General features: G+C 72.9%; 13 protein-coding genes. 9 read left to right on the top strand and 4 right to left on the bottom strand.

Translation table 11 applies throughout. From position 1 onward, the window contains the following. Positions 1-60: 60 nt before the first annotated feature. Entirely contained in the window at positions 61-807 is a 747-nt protein-coding gene (locus ACGFNH_RS07925) for a GntR family transcriptional regulator (RefSeq protein WP_393652143.1), read from the bottom strand. A gap of 28 nt (positions 808-835) precedes the next feature. Beyond that, positions 836-2,179 (bottom strand): homogentisate 1,2-dioxygenase, encoded by a 1,344-nt coding sequence (gene hmgA / locus ACGFNH_RS07920; protein ID WP_393652142.1) that lies wholly within the window; start codon positions 2,177-2,179, stop codon positions 836-838. 135 nt (positions 2,180-2,314) lie between these two features. Between hmgA and ACGFNH_RS07915 the strand changes: the two genes are divergently transcribed. From ACGFNH_RS07915 to ACGFNH_RS07900, 4 genes are all read left to right on the top strand, one after another. Next, entirely contained in the window at positions 2,315-2,899 is a 585-nt protein-coding gene (locus ACGFNH_RS07915; protein WP_393652253.1) for a TetR/AcrR family transcriptional regulator, read from the top strand. 181 nt (positions 2,900-3,080) lie between these two features. Further along, entirely contained in the window at positions 3,081-5,363 is a 2,283-nt protein-coding gene (locus ACGFNH_RS07910) for a molybdopterin oxidoreductase family protein (protein WP_393652141.1), read from the top strand. A 209-nt stretch (positions 5,364-5,572) separates the two neighbouring features. Further along, positions 5,573-7,087 (top strand): CitMHS family transporter, encoded by a 1,515-nt coding sequence (locus tag ACGFNH_RS07905; protein WP_393652140.1) that lies wholly within the window; start codon positions 5,573-5,575, stop codon positions 7,085-7,087. Between the two features lie 69 nt (positions 7,088-7,156). Next, positions 7,157-8,638 (top strand): MFS transporter, encoded by a 1,482-nt coding sequence (locus ACGFNH_RS07900; protein WP_393652139.1) that lies wholly within the window; start codon positions 7,157-7,159, stop codon positions 8,636-8,638. Here ACGFNH_RS07900 and ACGFNH_RS07895 read toward each other — a convergent pair. Further along, on the bottom strand, positions 8,616-9,563 hold the full coding sequence (locus ACGFNH_RS07895) for a cyclase family protein (protein ID WP_393652138.1): 948 nt from the start codon (positions 9,561-9,563) through the stop codon (positions 8,616-8,618). The two genes, ACGFNH_RS07900 and ACGFNH_RS07895, sit on opposite strands and share 23 nt — an antisense overlap. Positions 9,564-10,127: 564 nt before the next feature. Between ACGFNH_RS07895 and ACGFNH_RS07890 the strand changes: the two genes are divergently transcribed. The 3 genes from ACGFNH_RS07890 (at position 10,128) to ACGFNH_RS07880 (ending at position 15,661) form a co-directional block, all read left to right on the top strand. After that, positions 10,128-12,779 (top strand): FUSC family protein, encoded by a 2,652-nt coding sequence (locus ACGFNH_RS07890; protein WP_393652137.1) that lies wholly within the window; start codon positions 10,128-10,130, stop codon positions 12,777-12,779. Positions 12,780-13,065: 286 nt separating this feature from the next. Beyond that, positions 13,066-14,484, top strand: coding sequence for an aldehyde dehydrogenase family protein (locus ACGFNH_RS07885; protein WP_393652136.1), 1,419 nt, complete (start codon positions 13,066-13,068; stop codon positions 14,482-14,484). A 97-nt stretch (positions 14,485-14,581) separates the two neighbouring features. Then, positions 14,582-15,661, top strand: coding sequence for a Zn-dependent alcohol dehydrogenase (locus ACGFNH_RS07880; RefSeq protein ID WP_393652135.1), 1,080 nt, complete (start codon positions 14,582-14,584; stop codon positions 15,659-15,661). Between the two features lie 42 nt (positions 15,662-15,703). On the opposite strand, the gene ACGFNH_RS07875 is transcribed toward ACGFNH_RS07880, so the two are convergent. After that, entirely contained in the window at positions 15,704-16,366 is a 663-nt protein-coding gene (locus tag ACGFNH_RS07875) for a TetR/AcrR family transcriptional regulator (protein WP_393652134.1), read from the bottom strand. 100 nt (positions 16,367-16,466) lie between these two features. On the opposite strand from ACGFNH_RS07875, the gene ACGFNH_RS07870 reads away from it, so the two are divergent. Further along, positions 16,467-17,618, top strand: a complete 1,152-nt coding sequence (locus ACGFNH_RS07870; RefSeq protein ID WP_393652133.1) for an acyl-CoA dehydrogenase family protein — start codon at positions 16,467-16,469, stop codon at positions 17,616-17,618. 178 nt (positions 17,619-17,796) lie between these two features. Beyond that, positions 17,797-18,432, top strand: a complete 636-nt coding sequence (locus ACGFNH_RS07865) for a TetR/AcrR family transcriptional regulator (protein WP_393652252.1) — start codon at positions 17,797-17,799, stop codon at positions 18,430-18,432. Positions 18,433-18,455 lie beyond the last annotated feature (23 nt).

The following is an 18,455-nucleotide window of genomic DNA, read 5'->3' as shown; positions in this document are numbered from 1 at the left end:
CGCGTCAGGCGTCAGGCGTCAGGCGTCAGGCGTCAGGCGTCAGGCGTCACGCGTCGAGCGTCACGCGTCGAGCGTGACCGTGAAGGAGAAGGCGTCGCCCCGGTAGTGGATACGGGCGACGTCGACGACGCGCCCCTCGTCGTCGTACGTCACACCCGTGTAGTGCAGGATCGGGCTGAGCAGCGGCACGCCCAGCAGGCGCGCCGTCTCCGGGTCGGCCAGCCGCGCCTCGACCGTGTCGGTGATGCGGCTGATCGTCACGCCCACCACGTCGCGCAGCACCTTGGTCATCGGCCAGCGGGTCAGATCGTCGAGGTCGATGCGCTCGGCGAGCTCGGGAAGCACCATGTTCTCGGCCCAGTTGGTCGGCTCGCCGCTGCTGCCGTCGCAGCGCAGCCGCCGGTACCGCATCACCTCCCGCGCGCCCGGGAAGTGCTCGGCCAGCTCCGCCGGCACGGGCGCCCGCCCGTGGTCGAGCACGGTCGCGGACTCGCCCGACTGCTGGGCCACGATGGCATCCACCGAGCCCAGCAGCCGTACGGGAGCGCCGGGGCGGGCGGCGGGCTCGATGAACGTGCCGCGCCGCCGGTGCCGGCTGATCAGCCCTTCCGCCTCCAGCTCCTTGAGCGCCTGGCGCATGGTCAGCACGCTCACGCCGTAGTGCTCCGCGAGGCTGCCCTCGGTGGGCAGTCGCAGCGGCGCGTCCGGGCGGCGCCCCAGTATCGAGGCGCGCAGGGACTGCGAGACCTGATACCACAGCGGCAGCTTGCGGTTCAGGACCAGCGAGTCGGGGGCGAAGGCGGTCACGGTGGCTCCGCTGCTTTCGGGCGGCCCGCTACGGGCGGAAGTTCCGCTGCAGACCCTGCCACACGTCGTCGTAGCCCTGTTGGAGATGGCCGGCCGACAGCGCTTGCCCGGTGGCCGTCACCGGCCACCGGGTCTCGAACATGAACGCCAGGCCGTCGTCGATCTTCTGCGGCTTCAGCTCGGCGGCGCTCGCCTTGTCGAACGTCTCCCGGTCGGGCCCGTGCGCGGACATCATGTTGTGCAGCGAGCCGCCGCCCGGGACGAAGCCCTCGGCCTTGGCGTCGTAGGCGCCCTCGATCAGGCCCATGTACTCGCTCATCACATTGCGGTGGAAGTACGGGGGCCGGAAGGTGTCCTCACCGACCAGCCAGCGCGGCGCGAAGACCACGAAGTCCACGCCCGCCAGGCCCGGGGTGTCGGAGGGCGAGGTCAGCACGGTGAAGATCGACGGGTCCGGGTGGTCGTAGCTGATGGTGCCCATCACATTGAAGCGGCGCAGGTCGTAGACGTACGGCAGATGGTTTCCGTGCCAGGCGACGACGTCGAGCGGCGAGTGGTCGTACGTCGCCGACCAGAGGTTGCCGCAGAACTTGTTGATCACCTCGACCGGGCCCTCGGTGTCCTCGTACGCGGCGGTGGGCGCGAGGAAGTCGCGGGCGTTGGCCAGGCCGTTGGCGCCGATGGGCCCGAGGTCGGGGAGCGTGAAGGGCTGTCCGTAGTTCTCGCAGACATAGCCGCGGGCGGCCGGTTCGCCCTCACCCGCCGCGTCGAGCAGTTCGACGCGGAAGCGGACGCCGCGCGGGATCAGCGCGATCCTGCCGGGCTCGACGCTCAGCATCCCGAGCTCGGTGCGCAGCAGCAGCCCGCCGCGCTCCGGGACGATCAGCAGTTCGCCGTCGGCGTCGGAGAAGACCCGGTCGGTCATGGAGCGGTTCGCGGCGTAGAGGTGGACGGCCATGCCGGTGCGCTGCGTCACGTCGCCGTTGCCGCCGAGGGTCCACAGCCCCTCGACGAAGTCGGTGGGGGCGTCCGGCTCGGGCAGCGGGTTCCAGCGCAGCCGGTTGGGGTCGGGCACCGTCTCCTCGAACGGGCCGGAGCGCACCGCGCCGTTGTCGATACGGCTGAACCGGGGGTGAGCGGCGGAGGGTCGGATGCGGTAGAGCCAGGAGCGGCGGTTGTGGTGGCGCGGCTCGGTGAACGCACTGCCGCTGAGCTGCTCCGCGTACAGCCCGAGGGGGGCGCGCTGGGGTGAGTTGCGGCCCGTGGGCAGGGCCCCGGGAATCGCCTCGGAGCTGTGCTCATTACCGAATCCCGAGAGGTATGCCAGCCCTTCGGCCGTCTTCCTCGCCTGCTCGCCGCCCGTGCCGCTCATTGCGTGCTCCCGCCGCTCAACGATTCCTATGTCAGACCATAGGAATCACCGCATGGGTGCGTCAACGAGGCCTCGCGGCATGATGGGGCCGTGCACCCGTCGACAGAGCAGCAGCCCGGCCCGCAATTGCGGCGCATGCCCGTCCAGCGGCGCAGCGCCGACCGCCTCGCCCGCATCCTCGACGCCTGCGCCGACGTGCTGGACGAGACCGGCTACGAGGACCTCAGTACGCGGGCCGTCGCCGTGCGGGCCGGCGTGCCGATCGGATCCGTCTACCGTTTCTTCAGCAATAAGCGCGCCATGGCCGATGCGCTCGCGCATCGCAATCTGGACGTCTACATCGCCCGCGTCGCGGACGCGGTGGACGCCGCGGGGACGGTGGACTGGCGGCGCGCGATGGACATCGTCCTCGATGTCTATGTCGGCATGAAGAAGGACATGCCGGGCTTCGCGCTGCTCGACTTCAGCGTGCCCGCCCCGGCCGACCGCCCGCCGGGCGGCGCCAACCCCCTGGTCGCGGAACGGCTGTGCGCGCTCCTGGCCGAGCCCCTCGGCCGCAGCACGGACGACGCCGACCTGATGCGGGTGTTCGTGGTGTGCGTGGAGGCGTCCGACGCGCTCCTGCAACTGGCGTTCCGCAACGAGCCCTCGGGTGATCCGGTGATCATCGCCGAGACCAAGGAGCTGCTGCGCGCCTACCTCGCGCGCGTCCTCGACTGATCCGGCAGGGCCGGACCGCTCGCCGGAGGGGCGGGTGCCGGTATCCCGTCAGTGCCCCGTCGCCATCCCGCCCGTACCCCGTCGTCGGCTCGACTGACAAGGATGCCAACCGGTCGGTATGGTCATGGCGATGCCGTCGACCCCGCCGTAGCCAGCCGCCGCAGTCCCACCGGGAGGGACCATGTCCGACACCGCCGGCCGTACCGCCCTGCGCATCTGCCCGCTCTGCGAGGCCACGTGCGGTCTCACGCTGACGATCGACGGCGAGGGCCGGGTCACCGGCGCCCGCGGCGACCGGGACGATGTCTTCAGTGCCGGCTTCATCTGCCCGAAAGGTGCCGCTTTCGGGGAACTCGACGGCGACCCGGACCGGCTCACCCGGCCCCTTGTGCGCCGCGGAGGGCGCCTGGAGGAGACGAGTTGGGAGGAGGCGTTCGACGCGGTGGCCGCGGGGCTGCGGCCGCTGATCGAGCGCGACGGGCCGGATGCGGTGGCGGTCGTCCTCGGCAACCCCAATGTCCACACCATGGCCGGGGCCCTCTATCCGCCGCTGCTGCTGGGCGCGCTGCGCACCCGGAACCTCTACACCGCCAGCACCGTCGACCAGATGCCCAAGCATGTTTCCAGCGGGCTGCTCTTCGGCGACGCCTTCGCCATCCCCGTACCGGACCTCGACCGTACGGATCACTTGCTGCTGATCGGCGCCAACCCGCTCGACTCCAACGGCAGTCTGTGCACCGCCCCCGACTTCCCGGGCCGGCTCAAGGCGCTGCGCCGCCGCGGCGGCACGCTCACCGTCATCGATCCGCGCCGCACCCGTACGGCCGAACTCGCCGACAGGCACGTGGCCGTGCGTCCCGGCACGGACGCCCTCCTCCTCGCCGCCCTCGTTCAGGTCCTCTTCGCCGAAGGCCTGGTCGACCTCGGCGCGCTGGAGGAGTGCGTGGAGGGGGTGGAGGACGTCCGCGCCCTGGTGGACGAGTTCACGCCCGAGGCCGTCGCGGAGGCGTGCGATGTGACGGTGGAGGAGATCCGTACGATCGCCCGCGAGCTGGCCGCCGCCCCGGCCGCCGCCGTCTACGGCCGCGTCGGCAGCTCCACCGTCGAGTTCGGCACGCTCGCCAACTGGCTGGTGGATGTGGTCAATACGCTCACCGGCAACCTCGACCGGCCCGGCGGAGCGATGTTCCCGCTCGCCGCCACCGCCCGCGCACCCCGGCCCTCCGCCGGGGGAGCCCGGCCCGGCAAGGGCTTCGCGCTCGGCCGGTGGCACAGCCGGGTCGGCGGGCACCCGGAGGCCAAGGGCGAGTTCCCGCTGGCCGCGCTGGCCGAGGAGATCGACACCCTCGGGGACGGCTGCGTCCGGGCCGTGATCTCCGTGGCGGCCAACCCCGTGCTCTCCGCGCCCGACGGGGACCGTCTCGACCGGGCCCTGGGCGGCGTCGACTTCATGGTCAGCGTGGACCCGTACCTGAACGAGACGTCACGCCACGCCCATGTCGTGCTGCCCCCGCCCCGCCCCTCGCAGGCGGCGCACCACGACTTCGCCTTCAACAACTTCGCCGTCCGCAACCAGGCCCGCTACACGCGCGAGGCGGTCCCGCTCCCCGACGGCCGTCCCGACGAGTGCGAGATCCTGGCCCGTCTGGTGCTGTGCGTGAGCGGTCTGCACGGTTCCGCCGGGCCCGCCGACGTCGACGCCATGGCCGTCGACACCGCCCTCAACAAGGCCGTCGCCGACCCGCACTCGCCCGTCCACGGCAGGGACCCGGGGGAGCTGGCCGCCCGGCTGACCGGCCGCACCGGAGCCGAGCGGCGGCTCGACCTCATGCTGCGCCTCGGGCCGTACGGGGACGGCTTCGGCGGTGCGGGAGTGCCGCACGCCGGAAGCCAGGGGAGGGGCGGCCTGAGTCTGGAGAAGCTGCTCGCCCACCGGCACGGCATCGACCTCGGCGCGCTGAACCCCCGTATCCAGGAGGTGCTCAGGACCCGCAGCGGCAAGGTCGAGCTGTGCCCCGCACCCATCGCCGCCGATGTGCCCCGGCTCCGGGCCGCGCTGTCGGAGCGGCCGGCGGGGCTGCTGCTCGTGGGCCGCCGCCATCTGCGGTCCAACAACAGCTGGATGCACAACGTCCCCGCCCTCAGGGGCGGAAGCAACCGCTGCACGCTCCAGATGCACCCCGACGACGCGGCCCGGCTGGGCCTCGCCGACGGCGAGGCGGCGCGTGTGAAGGGGGACGGCGGTGAACTGCTCGTCCCGGTCGAGGTGACCGACGCCGTACGGGCCGGGGTGGTGAGCCTGCCGCACGGCTGGGGGCACGACCGACCGGGGACGCGCCTCGCGGTCGCGGCCGAGGACGCCGGGGTGAACGTCAACCAGCTCCTGGACGGCACGCGGCTCGATCCCCTGTCGGGCACGGCGGTGCTCAACGGGTTCCCTGTGCAGGTGGCTTCGGCGGGGTGAGGTCCGCCGGAACGACCCCGGCCGCGAGCAGGAGAAGGCGGCCGGGGAGGCCCGGGTGGGCGGCACGATGTCAACGTACGGCTTTGACCTGGCCTTTTGCGCTTATTGCTCACGCCTTCGGGTCTTGCTGGGCCTGAATTCGGCCCCCTACGGTCGTCCGGACCGCCGAACCCCACGGTGGAGATCACGGGCGAACGATAGGTGTCCACATGCTGACAATCCTCGGATTCGTCATGATCGCCGCCTTCCTGGCGCTGATCATGGCCAAGAAGATGTCCCCGATGGCTGCGCTGGTGCTCATCCCCGCGCTGTTCTGCGTCCTGGTCGGCCAGGGCGCCCGGCTCGGCGACTATGTGCTCAAGGGCATCGGTGATCTGGCGCCCACGGCGGCCATGCTGATGTTCGCCATCGTGTACTTCGGCGTGATGATCGACGTGGGTCTCTTCGACCCGATCGTCCGGGTCATCCTGCGGTTCTGCAAAGCCGATCCGATGCGCGTCGTGGTCGGCACCGCCCTCCTCGCCGCGATCGTCTCGCTCGACGGCGACGGTTCGACGACGTTCATGATCACCGTCTCCGCCCTGCTGCCCCTCTACAAGCGGCTGAAGATGAGCCTCGTCGTGATGACCGGGGTGGCCGCCACGGCCAACGGCGTGATGAACACCGTTCCCTGGGGCGGCCCGACCGCGCGTGCCGCCACCGCGCTCAAGCTGGACGCGGGCGACATCTTCGTCCCGATGATCCCCGCCCTCGCCGTCGGTCTGCTCTTCGTCTTCGGACTCGCCTACGTCCTCGGGCTGCGCGAGCGCAGGCGGCTCGGGCTGCTCACCCTCGACGAGGACCGCGAGCCCGGTGCCGTCACCGCGGCCGGAACCGGCGAACGTACCGCGGATTCCGAGCAGGTCCTGATCGGCGCCGGTGCGGGCGCCGCGTCCCTCGCCGGTGCGGGCGGGGGCTCGGGGAACCGGCCGAAGAAGAGCCTCGGCGGCCCGGGTTCGAGCTCGGGCTCGGGCTCCGGTGTCGACGAGGACGGCGAGGAGAGCCGGGGCGGAGCCGAGGACGGCGAGGACGGCGCCCACGACTCGGCGGTCCTCGACCCGAACCGCCCCACGCTGCGGCCCAGGCTCTACTGGTTCAACGCGGCGCTCACCGCCGCGCTCATCACCCTGCTGGTGCTGCAGACGCTGCCGATCCCGGTGCTCTTCCTGCTGGGCGCGGCCATCGCGCTGACGGTCAACTTCCCCCACATGCCCGACCAGAAGGCCCGTATCGCCGCACACGCCGACAACGTCCTCAATGTCTCCGGCATGGTCTTCGCTGCCGCGGTCTTCACCGGCGTCCTCACCGGCACGGGCATGGTCGAGCACATGGCGCGGGCGGTCGTCGACGCGATCCCCGAGGGCATGGGCCCCCACATGGGCCTTGTCACGGGCGTATTGAGCATCCCGTTCACGTACTTCATGTCGAACGACGGCTTCTACTTCGGCATCGTGCCGATCCTCGCGGAGGCCGGTGCCGCGCACGGGGTCGCGCCGGTCGAGATCGCCCGCGCCTCGCTCATCGGCCAGGCCCTGCACATGTCGAGCCCGCTCGTCCCGGCCGTCTACGTGCTCGTCGGCATGGCCGGGGTCGAGTTCGGCGACCACACCAGGTTTACGGTGAAGTGGGCCGCGCTCACCTCACTGGTGGTGCTCGCGGCGGCACTCCTCTTCGGCATCATCTGACCGAACGGCGGCACAGGTGACCGAACAGCCGCACAGGACAGTCATCGGAACGACCGGAAACACACGACCGTGACGTATGCAGGGCCCGGCAGGGGCTGGCTCATCCGCCTGGTCATCGCCTTCGCCTTCGCGCAAGGGGCGGTGTCCATGGCGCGACCCGCCGTCTCCTACCGGGCCCTCGCCCTGGGAGCCGACGCCCGGGCCGTCGGCGTCATCGCGGCCGTGTACGCCCTGTTGCCGCTGTTCGCCGCGGTGCCCCTCGGGCGCCGTACGGATCACGGCCGGTGCGCGCCGCTGCTGCCCGTCGGCGTCGCCCTCATCGCCGCCGGATGTGCGCTGAGCGGACTGGCCACCTCTCTCGCGGCGATGGCCGCGTGGAGCGGGGTGATGGGGCTGGGCCACCTGGCGTTCGTGATCGGCGCGCAGAGCATCGTGGCCCGGCAGAGCGCCCCCGCCGAACAGGACCGCAACTTCGGCCACTTCACGATCGGCGCCTCCCTCGGACAGCTCGTCGGCCCCGTCGCGGCGGGGCTGCTGGTCTCCGGCCACGACGGGGCGATGGCCCGTACGAGCGCCACGGCCCTGCTCGTCTCGGCCGCCGTCGCCGCCTTCTCCTGCACGGCGCTCCGGCGCATCGAGCGGCGCGACGCCCTGCCCCTACGGGCGGCGGCCGCAGACACGGTACGGGTGCCGGTCCACCGGATCCTGCGCACCCGGGGCGTCCCGGCCGGGATGTTCACCAGCCTCGCCGTGCTGTCGGCCACCGACATCCTCACCGCGTACCTCCCGGTCGTCGGCGAGCACCGCGGCATCGCACCCGCCACGATCGGACTGCTGCTGAGCCTGCGGGCCGCCGCGACCATCGCCTGCCGGCTCGTGATGACCCCCATGATCCGGCTGCTGGGCCGTACGGCGCTGCTGGTCCTGAGCTGTCTGGCCGCGGCGCTGCTGTGCGCGGGCATCGCTGTGCCACTGCCCGCCTGGGCGCTCGGCGTGCTGCTTGCGGCGCTGGGTTTCTGTCTGGGCGTGGGGCAGCCGCTGTCGATGACCACCGTGGTGCAGGCGGCGCCGGAGGCGGCCCGCTCCACCGCTCTCGCGTTGCGGCTGACGGGCAACCGCCTCGGCCAGGTCGCCGCGCCCGCAACCGCCGGGCTGGTGGCGGGAGTTGCGGGGACGGCCGCGCCGTTCGGCATGCTCGGGGTCCTGCTCCTCGCCGCGGCGGGCACGGCGGCCCGGCCGCTGCGCCGGCCCGGGCCCGGGAGAGCGGGGGGTACGGCGAACGCGGAGAGGACGGCCGGCGCGGAGGGTGCGGAGGGTGCCGGGGACACAACCGGCGCGGACGCACCGGAGTCCCGGTGCTCGGAGCACCCGAGCGGGGAGGGAGCCGCGTGCGAGACGCGGTTCGCCACTCCGGAGGAGGCCCGGGGCCGGGTCGCGGAAAAGGACCGGGCCGCGGAAAAGGACCGGGCCGCGGGAGACGGCCGGGCCGCGGGAGACGGCCGAGGCGTGGATGAGGGCCGGGGCGCCGCTACAGAATCGCGATGGGGTTGACCGGCGAACCCGTGCCCCCCGGCAGCCGCAGCGGAGCGACGACGCAGAGGAACGACCAGCGCCGCTCCGCCTCGCACAACGGCACGAGATCCTCGAACTGCAGATAGTCCAGCAGGTGCACACCCAGCGCGTGCACGGCCAGCACGTGCACGGGGTACCCCACATCCGCGACCAGACCCGGCGCCACGTCGCTGTTGCTGTCGCTGCCCAGTACGGCCACCCGGCGCTCGGCCACGAACTCCGCGGCGCCGGGATGCAGTCCGGCACGGGTGCCGGCCCACGGCCCCAGCTCGTTGCGCCGCCTGCGGTGTCCGGTCCGCACCAGCAGGATGTCGCCCCGCCCGACCCGTACACCCTGGGCCTCCTCGGCGGCGGCGAGTTCACCCGCGGTCACATGGTCGCCCGGCTCCAGCCAGGGGACGCCCCGCAGCCGCGGAATGTCGAGCAGGACGCCACGCCCCGCGATGCCGTCGCGCGCCGTCTCGACCGTGAGCTGTTCGGCGCCGGCCTCGGTGACGGTGGCCGCGGGCACACCGCCGTGCAGCGTGCCGCCGTAGATGACATGGCAGAGGGCGTCGAGATGGCTGTCCGCGTCGCCGTGCACGTTCATCGCGAAACGGTCCCGCGCGAAGGCCGGGCCGGGACCGGTGTCCTGCGCGGCCCATGCGGTCATCTCGTGGCGGCCGGGGTCGGGGTCGTCGGGCTCCGGCCGGGTCTCCACGGGCGCGGCGAGGGTGACGGTGCGCCCGGCCCGTACCTCGGCGGCCGCGGCCAGCACCTCTCCGGGGCCGATGTACGTCAGGGCGCCGCGCGGCCCGTCCGCCCCCTGCCGGGCCGCCCGCTCGCGAAGGTCAGCGAACAGTGCGTCGAACCCGGCCGCGCTCGCGCCGGCGGGCCCGTCGGCAGGCGTCGCGTGAGCGGTCATCGCGGGTCCGGTCTCGCGTGAGCAGCAGTCATGGCGGTTTCAGCGTCGCACGGAGCCGCGGCGGGCGCTCGGCCGCGTGAACGGGGGCCGCGACACCGGGCTGGGCCGGGACACCCGGGGTGGGTCGAGACTCCGGGGCGGGCGGGGCCACCGGGGCGGGCCGGGCGTCTCGGGAAGGGTCTCGGCTTCCTCGCGCCCGCCCGTACGCGGACGGGTCCGCCCCGTTGGTGCCGCCCGGGTGCGGCCTGGTGGTGCGGCCGGCGCGATTCCCCGTGATGCCGTCGGGGTCCGGCCCGATGGTGCGCCGGGGCCGACCCTCGTGATGCAGCCGGGGTCCGCCCCGTTGGTGCCGCCCGGATGCGGCCTGTGATGCCGCCGGGCCCGACCCCGGGATGCCGTTCGGGTCCGTCGCCGTGGGGCCGCCGGGTCCGGCCCCCGTGTGGCCGACCGGGACTGCCTCCGAACAGCCGCCCCAGCCTGCTGTCCTCCGCGGCGCCGCGCGGGTCCCGGCACGGCATGCGAGTCTGGTTCTGTGCCCCGGCGGTCATGGGGGGTGGTGACCTGATGCCCGGCGGGATCCGCCTGCCTCGTCTGCGCGGCCCGGTTCTGCCGTCGTTCCGACGTGCGCTTCGGATCACGATCGCGGCCAGCGTCGCGTTCTCGCTCTGCCGTCACGCCATCGGCAACGACGTCATGGCGATCTACGCGATCTTCGGCGTGATCGCTCTCGGTGCCCTCTCACAGGTACCCGGGCCGCCCCTGCACCGCGCGCGGACCCTGCTCGTGGCCCTTCCCGCCGCCTATGCGCTCGTCACCGCGGGAACGCTGCTGGCAGGGAGCACGTGGGCCGCGGCGGCCGGGATGTTCGCCGTCGGTTTCCTCGTCACGTTCTCCGGCGTGGGAGGACCGCGCTTCCTGGGTGTGACCGCAGGGCTGCAGCTCTTCTACATGCTGGCCTGCTTCCCGCCGTACGAGCCCGGAACGCTGGACGCCCGCCTGGTCGGCGTCACCGTCGGTGTCGGGCTGCTCATCGCGGCCGAGTTGCTGCTCTGGCCGGATCCGGCGCCGATCCCGTACGAACGGCGCCTCGCGGAGGCAGCGGGGACGGTCGCGGCGTACGCGGATCTGGTGGCGGGACAGCTCGCCGGGATGTCCGCCGCGAAGGACGAGGGGCGCGGCTCGCCTGCGGCGCCCGGCCCGGACAAGGAGGTTCATGGCCGGGAGACGGAGGGGCCACCACCCCCGCACCAACGGCCGGACAGCCCGCAGGAACAAGGCCCGCAGGAACAAGGCCCGCAGAAGCAAGGACAAGAAGCTCCGCAGGAACCGGACGGTCTGCCCGGGCTGAAAGGGGCGGAGGCCGCTGCGCGCCGTTGTACGGAGGCGATCCGGCCCTCGCGCCTGCCGCTGTCCGAGCGGCCGGTGTCGCCCAGCGCCAAGGACCGGGCGCTGAGCCAGGCGGGCGCGGCCATCCGGTTCGTCTTCGAGCAGGTGCAGGGGATCGCGGCGGTGGAGGCCGCGCGGCCGGTGCCGTTCCCCGAAGCCGCAGGGCTGCTGCGCGACGCGGCCCGGACCACCCGCGGGGCGGGACGCGCCCTCGCCCGCCGAGGTGCCATGCCGCCGGATCTCGATCATTTGGTGGCGTGCATCAACGTGTTCCAGACGGCCCGTTCCGCGCGTGACCACGAGGAGGCGACCGCCTCGCTCCCGGCGCGTACAGAGACGTCTTCCGCGACGCATGCCCATGCCGACCCCGGCCCTGTCGACGCCGCCCCCGCGGCATCCGCCCCTGTCGAATCCGGTCCCACCGAATCCGCCTCCCCCGAATCCGCTCACGATGACACCGGCCCCGCCCGGCCTGGTCCTGCCGACCCCGGTCCTGCCGAGCACCGGGCCGACGGCACGGACGTCCCGGTCGCCGGCACGAACACCGAGCGGCTCCGCCGCGGTGCGATGGCCCTCCAGGCCGCCGAAGGCGTGCGCTTCCTCGCCACGGGCGTACGGATCGCCGTCGGCGCGCCTGTGCCGTCCGACCCCACGCCGCGAGGGGAGCGGCCGGGCCCGTTCTGGTTCGCGTACGCCCCCGGGCACGCCCTGTGGTGGCGGCGCATCCGGGCCAGTCTCACCCCGCGCTCGGTGTCCTTCCAGAACGCGGTACGCGTCGCGGTCGCCCTTGCCCTGGCCCGGTTGATCGCCGGGCAGCTCGACCTGGCCCACGGGTTCTGGGTCCTGCTCGCCACCCTGAGCCTGATGCGGACCTCCGCGGCCGACACCCGGACCAATCTGGGTCCGGCCTTCACCGGCACCCTCGCCGGCGCGGTGGCCAGCGGACTCATCCTGTACGTCGTCGGCGACAACCCGACGTTCTACGAGGCGGCGATGCCGGCCGCCCTGCTGATCGCCTTCACACTCGGCCCGGTCCTCGGCCTCGCCTGGATGCAGGGCCTGTTCACGCTGGCGGTCGCCACGATCTTCACGCAACTGGCCACCGCCAACTGGCAGCTCGCCGAGGCGCGGTTCATCGACATCGTGACCGGTGGAGTGGTCGGCGCCGTCATCGGGCTGCTCGCCTGGCCCCGGGGCGGCGCGGGCGAGTTGAGACGCGCGGCGTCGGCCTTCCTGCCCGCGGCCGCCACCGCCGCCCGCGAGACCGTGGCCGTGCTCACCGGCACCGGACACCCCGAGGGGGCGCTGCCGCGGGCACGGCATGCGATGTTCCTCGCCGACGCGGCCTATGCGCAGTACCAGTCGGAGCGCCCCGACCCGCGTATGCACACGGTGGACTGGCAGACGGCGATGGTCGCCGGCTACCGCATGGTGTGGGGCGGCCAGTCGCTGCTGCTGACCTGCCCGCCCGGCTGCCTCGCGCCATGGCCGCGCTCGGCCACGGAACTCCAGGAAGCGGCGGACAGTCTGAGCTCGGCGTACGACGATCTGGCCGACCGTCTCCGCACCGGCACGGCGCCGGACGGACACGGCGCTGGCCGGGACGTGCGGGAGAGAACGCAGGAAGGTGCCCACTCGGGCACGGAACTGCCAGGCATGGTCGTCCCGCTGGCCGATCCATGGCATGACATCGCTGCCGGGATTCCGTCCGCGCAGGGGCGGTTGTTCGCCGCGGACATCGAGGTCTGGCTCACTGCACTCGTTCTCGACCTCGACCGGATCGAGTCGCCGCGCGACAACAACGGCACCGCCCGTCCGCCCCATCCATGACGCGACGCTCCGACGCCCGAGTGTGGTTCGTCGGCGTGATCGTCCCCCCTTGTCCCGTGGTCCGATCCGGGCCGGTCGTTGCCGATCTGCCGCGTGAAGCCGAGCATGGCAGGGGGCACTGACAATCGAGGCGGCGTGACGGGACCCACGCGCCCCGCCCTGGCGGCAAAAAACTACCGCCGCTAGTTTGGGCTCGTGCGGAGATCCGCACGGCGTGCCCGGAAGGCCCGCCGGAGCCGTACCGAGAACTCGGCGCGGAGAACGCCCGACAGTGCGGGAGGATGCGATGAAGGCCCACGACGGCATGTACATCGACGGGGACTGGCGGCCGTCCGCCGGGACCACCGCGATCGAGGTGGTGAACCCTGCCGACGAGCAGGTCATCGCCCAGGTGCCGGCCGGGACCGCCCAGGACGTCGACTCCGCTGTGGCCGCCGCCCGCGCCGCGTTCCCCGGCTGGGCGGCCACCCCGCCGGCCGAGCGGGCCGCGCGCCTGACCGCCCTGCGCGACGCGCTCGCCTCCCGCCGCGACGAGATCGCCGAGACCGTGACCGCCGAACTCGGTTCGCCCATCGGCTTCTCGCAGAAGGTGCATGCCGATCTGCCGATCGCCGTCGCGGGCAGCTACGCCGAACTGGCCGCCTCGTACGCCTTCGAGGAGAAGGTGGGCAATTCCACCGTTCTGCATGAGCCGGTCGGCGTCGTCGGCGCGATCACCCCCTGGAACTACCCGCTCCACCAGATCGTCGCCAAGGTGGCGCCCGCCCTCGCCGCGGGCTGCACCGTGGTCCTCAAGCCCGCCGAGGACACCCCGCTGGTCGCCCAGCTCTTCGCGGAAGCCGCACACGAAGCGGGCCTGCCCGCCGGGGTGTTCAACCTCGTCACGGGCCTCGGCCCGGTGGCGGGGCAGGCCCTCGCCGAGCACGACGGCGTGGATCTGGTCTCCTTCACCGGCTCCACCGCCGTCGGCCGGCGGATCGGCGCGGTCGCGGGCGGCGCGGTCAAGAGGGTCGCCCTCGAACTCGGCGGCAAGTCCGCCAATGTGATCCTCCCGGGTGCCGACCTGATCCGGGCGGTCAAGGTCGGTGTGGCCAACGTCTTCGCCAACTCCGGCCAGACCTGCAGTGCGTGGACCCGCATGCTGGTGGACGCCGCCCGGTACGACGAGGCGGTCGCACTCGCGCAGCAGGCGGCGGCCAAGTACGTCCCCGGCGACCCGGGCGCGGCCGAGAGCCGTCTCGGTCCGGTCGTCAGTGCCAAGCAGCGCGACCGCGTCCGCGGCTACATCGAGCGCGGCACGGCGGAGGGCGCGCGTGTCGTCGCGGGCGGCCCGGACGCCCCCGACGGCCGCGAACGGGGCTACTGGATCCGCCCGACGGTCTTCGCCGACGTCACCCCCGAGATGACCATCGCGCAGGAGGAGATCTTCGGCCCCGTCATCACGATCCTGAAGTACGAGGACGAGGACGACGCCGTGAGGATCGCCAACGGGACGGTGTACGGGCTCGCGGGCGCGGTCTGGTCGGAGGACGAGGACGAGGCGGTGGCGTTCGCCCGGCGTCTGGACACCGGCCAGGTCGACATCAACGGGGGCCGCTTCAACCCCCTTGCCCCGTTCGGCGGTTACAAGCAGTCGGGTGTGGGCCGCGAACTGGGCGCCCACGGCCTGACCGAGTACCTCCAGACGAAGTCGCTCCAGTTCTGATCACGGCCGGCAGTGCGCCCGGCGCCACCGACATCCGCCGGCCGACCCGGGAGGCGTCCGCCGACCCGATGAACACCCGTATCCCGAGGGAGAATCCGTGATCCGCGCCGCCGTTCTGCCCGCTGTCAACGCGACGCTGGAGCTGCGGGAGATCGATCTCCCGCAGCCCGGCCCCGGCCAGGTGCGGGTACGACTCGCCGCGGCCGGGGTGTGCCACTCGGACCTGTCGCTGTCCAACGGCACCCTGCGCCAGCCCGTCCCCGCCGTCCTCGGCCACGAGGGCGCGGGCACCGTCACCGCCGTGGGTGACGGCGTCACCTCGCACGCCCCCGGTGACCGGGTGGTTCTCAACTGGGCGCCCTCCTGCGGCGCTTGCCACTACTGCGGGCTGGGCGAGCCATGGCTGTGCGCCAACGCCATGGCGGGGGCCGCCGTTCCGTACGCCCGTACCGCGGACGGCCAGGATCTCTATCCCGGCCTGAGCAGCGCGGTCTTCGCCGAGGAGACCGTGGTCTCCGCGCACGCCGCACTGCCCGTGCCGGACGGCGTGCCGCTCACGGACGCCGCCCTGCTCGGCTGCGCCGTCCTCACCGGATACGGCGCGATCCATCACGCGGCGCGGGTACGCGAGGGCGAGTCCGTCGCGGTGTTCGGCGTCGGCGGGGTCGGGCTGGCCGTGATCCAGGCGGCCCGGATCGCGGGAGCCGGGCATGTCGTGGCCGTCGATGTGGCCCCCGGCAAGGAGGAGTTGGCGCGCAAGTCGGGCGCGACGGAGTTCCTGGTCTCCGCCCCGGACACGGCCAAGCGGATCCGCAAGCTGACGGGCGGGCACGGTGCCGATGTCGCCGTCGAGTGCGTGGGCCGTGCCGCGACCATCCGCGCGGCCTGGGACTCGACCCGCCGCGGAGGCCGCACCACGGTGGTCGGCATCGGTGGCAAGGAGGAGCAGGTCTCCTTCTCGGCCCTGGAGATCTTCCACTTCGGCCGCACCCTCTCCGGCTGCGTCTACGGCAACTGCGACCCGGCCAGGGACCTTCCGGTGCTCGCCGAGCACATCCGCGCCGGACGTCTGGACCTGGCGGGCATGGTCACCGACCGGATCGGCCTGGACGGCATCCCGGCGGCCTTCGACGCGATGCTCGCGGGCCGCGGCGGCCGCGCGCTGGTGATCTTCTGACCCTCCTCCCCGGAGCGGCGCAGGGCGCTCGGGCCGGGGTGGTCAGCTCACGCGCATCTGCTCGTACTGCAGCGCCAGTCCGTCCACCAGGGCCGTGAGGCCCGTCTCGAACGCGCCCTCGTCCACCTGCTGCTGATGGTCCGCCAGCAGGTGGGCCTGGCCCAAGTGCGGGTAGTCGGCCGGGTCGTAGGCGGTCGCGTCGTCGACGAAGCCGCGGGCGAAGGAGCCGAGTGCCGAGCCCGCGACGAAGTAGCGCATCAGGGCGCCGATCCTCGTCGCCTGCGCGGGCGGCCAGCCCGCGCCCACCATGGCGCCGAAGACGGCATCCGCCATCCGCAGTCCGGCGGGCCGGCGGCCGGGGCCGCGGGCGAGGAACGGCACGATGTTGGGGTGCGCGGCCAGGGCCGCCCGGTACGAGCGCGCCCACGTCAGCAGCGCCGTACGCCAGTCCACCCCGGCTCCGGCTCCGTCCCCGGACGCCGCGTCGAACATCGACAGATCGACCTGGCCGACGACCGTGTCCGCGACGGCGTCCAGAATCTCGTCCTTGCCCTTGACGTGGTTGTAGAGCGACGGGCCGCTCACCCCGAGCTCCGCGGCCAGCCGCCGTGTCGACACCGCGTCCAGCCCTTCCGCGTCGATCAGCGCCAGGGCTGTGTCCACGATCCGGTCGCGGCTGAGCAGGGGCTTGCGGGGGCGGGCCATGCGGCACATAGTAGAGGCCGCCCACCAGAAACTAGCACTGCTAATTTACGAGGGTGCCCGCGGAATCCATGGCCCCCGAGATCCGTGAAAGGTGCGCGCCGTGAACCTTGAGCTGTCCGAGGAGCAGGACGCCGTCCGCCGGCTCGCCCGGGACTTCACCGACCGCGAGATCGTCCCGAACGCGGTGGCCTGGGACCGGGCCGAGAGCGTCGACCGCGGCGTCGTGAAGAAGCTCGGCGACCTCGGCTTCCTGGGGCTGACCGTTCCCGAGGAGTTCGGCGGCTCCGGCGGGGACCACCTCAGCTATGTCCTGGTCACCGAGGAGCTCGGGCGCGGAGACTCCGCGGTGCGCGGGATCCTCTCCGTCTCGCTCGGTCTGGTCGCCAAATCGATCGCGACCTGGGGGACCGGTGAGCAGCGGAGCGAGTGGCTGCCGAAGCTCTGCTCCGGTGAGGCCGTCGGCTGCTTCGGTCTCACCGAGCCCGGCACCGGCTCCGACGCCGCGCACCTCACCACCCGCGCGGTCCGCGACGGCGGCGACTGGGTCATCGACGGCACCAAGATGTTCATCACCAACGGCACTTGGGCGGACGTCGTCCTGCTCTTCGCTCGTACGGGCGAGGAACCCGGGCACCGGGGTATCAGCGCCTTCCTCGTCCCCGCGGACACCCCCGGCCTCACCCGCCGCGAGATCCACGGCAAGCTCGGGCTGCGCGGTCAGGCCACCGCCGAGCTGGTGCTCGAAGGCGTCCGGGTACCCGGCTCCGCCATGATCGCCCCCGAGGGCAAGGGCTTCTCCGTCGCCATGTCGGCGCTCGCCAAGGGCCGGATGTCGGTCGCGGCGGGTTGCGTCGGCCTCGCGCAGGCATGCCTGGACGCGGCCGTGCGGTATGCGGGGGAGCGCGAGCAGTTCGGCCGTCCGATCGCCCAGCATCAGCTCGTCCAGGAGCTGATATCGGACATCGCGGTGGACGTCGACGCCGCCCGGCTGCTGACCTGGCGCGTCGCGGACCACATCGAGCGCGGGCTGCCGTACGCCACCGAGTCCTCGGTCGCCAAGCTCTACGCCAGCGAGGCCGCGGTGCGCTGCGCCAACAACGCTCTCCAGGTGTTCGGCGGATACGGCTACATCGACGAGTACCCCGCGGGCAAGCTGCTCAGGGACGCCCGGGTGATGACCCTGTACGAGGGCACCAGCCAGATCCACAAGCTGCTGATCGGGCGGGCGTTGACCGGCGCGTCCGCGTTCTGACCCCTCGCGCCTGCCGCCCCGCCCCGTGCCTTGTGCGCCCGCCGACGGCCCCGCTCGCGGACGTCCGAGGGCCCGCCGGTGCGCCTACCGCCCCCTAAGCGCTTGCTCAGGTTCGGAGGTATGGTGTTCGTCCTGCCGGCGGAGGGCCCGCCGGGTGGAGGAACGGGGCGTGCGTGCGATGGGCACCGAGGCGGAGAGGGCGGCCGGGGAGCGGGCCGAGCAGTGGGAGGACATCGCTCCCGACGCGGCCAGGCGGCTGGTGATCGCGGCCGTCGAGGCCTTCGCCGAGCGCGGCTACCACGCGACGACCACCCGCGACATCGCGGGCCGCGCGGGCATGAGCCCGGCCGCCCTCTACATCCACTACAAGACCAAGGAAGAGCTGCTCTACCAGATCAGCAGCGTCGGCCACCGCCTCTCGCTGCGCATCATGGCGGACGCGGCGGCCGGCAGCGGTACCCCCGCCGAACGCCTCGGCACCGCCGTACGGTCCTTCGTCCGCTGGCACGCCGAGCGCCACACCACCGCCCGCGTGGTCCAGTACGAGCTGGGTGCGCTGGGGGAGGAGCACTACGCCGAGATCGTCGGGCTGCGCCGTGAAGTCGACGCCGCGGTGCGGTCGATCATCCAGGATGGCGTCGACGCGGGCGACTTCGACGTCCCGGACATCCCCGGCACGTCGCTCGCCGTGCTGTCGCTGTGCATCGACGTGGCCCGCTGGTTCAACCCGGAGGGCCGGCGTACGCCCGACGACGTCGGGAAGCTGTACGCCGACCTCGTCCTGCGCATGGTCGGATCGGCCCCGAAGGGCTGACCGGCGCGCCCGCTGTCGGCGCC

This window comes from Streptomyces sp. NPDC048639 (assembly GCF_043199075.1).
Lineage (GTDB): Bacteria > Actinomycetota > Actinomycetes > Streptomycetales > Streptomycetaceae > Streptomyces.
The sequence above is the reverse complement of the archived record's forward strand: the minus strand, read 5'-3'. Positions and strand labels throughout refer to the sequence as shown.

Bases quoted from the DNA above. Each gene is read 5' to 3' on its own strand.
- ACGFNH_RS07875 (WP_393652134.1), bottom strand. From the start codon at position 16,366: ATGGCCCGCCCCCGCAAGCCCCTGCTCAGCCGCGACCGGATCGTGGAC.
- hmgA (WP_393652142.1), bottom strand. From the start codon at position 2,179: ATGAGCGGCACGGGCGGCGAGCAGGCGAGGAAGACGGCCGAAGGGCTG.
- ACGFNH_RS07910 (WP_393652141.1), top strand. From the start codon at position 3,081: ATGTCCGACACCGCCGGCCGTACCGCCCTGCGCATCTGCCCGCTCTGC.
- ACGFNH_RS07895 (WP_393652138.1), bottom strand. From the start codon at position 9,563: ATGACCGCTCACGCGACGCCTGCCGACGGGCCCGCCGGCGCGAGCGCG.
- ACGFNH_RS07915 (WP_393652253.1), top strand. From the start codon at position 2,315: ATGCCCGTCCAGCGGCGCAGCGCCGACCGCCTCGCCCGCATCCTCGAC.
- ACGFNH_RS07905 (WP_393652140.1), top strand. From the start codon at position 5,573: ATGCTGACAATCCTCGGATTCGTCATGATCGCCGCCTTCCTGGCGCTG.
- ACGFNH_RS07890 (WP_393652137.1), top strand. From the start codon at position 10,128: ATGCCCGGCGGGATCCGCCTGCCTCGTCTGCGCGGCCCGGTTCTGCCG.
- ACGFNH_RS07885 (WP_393652136.1), top strand. From the start codon at position 13,066: ATGAAGGCCCACGACGGCATGTACATCGACGGGGACTGGCGGCCGTCC.
- ACGFNH_RS07865 (WP_393652252.1), top strand. From the start codon at position 17,797: ATGGGCACCGAGGCGGAGAGGGCGGCCGGGGAGCGGGCCGAGCAGTGG.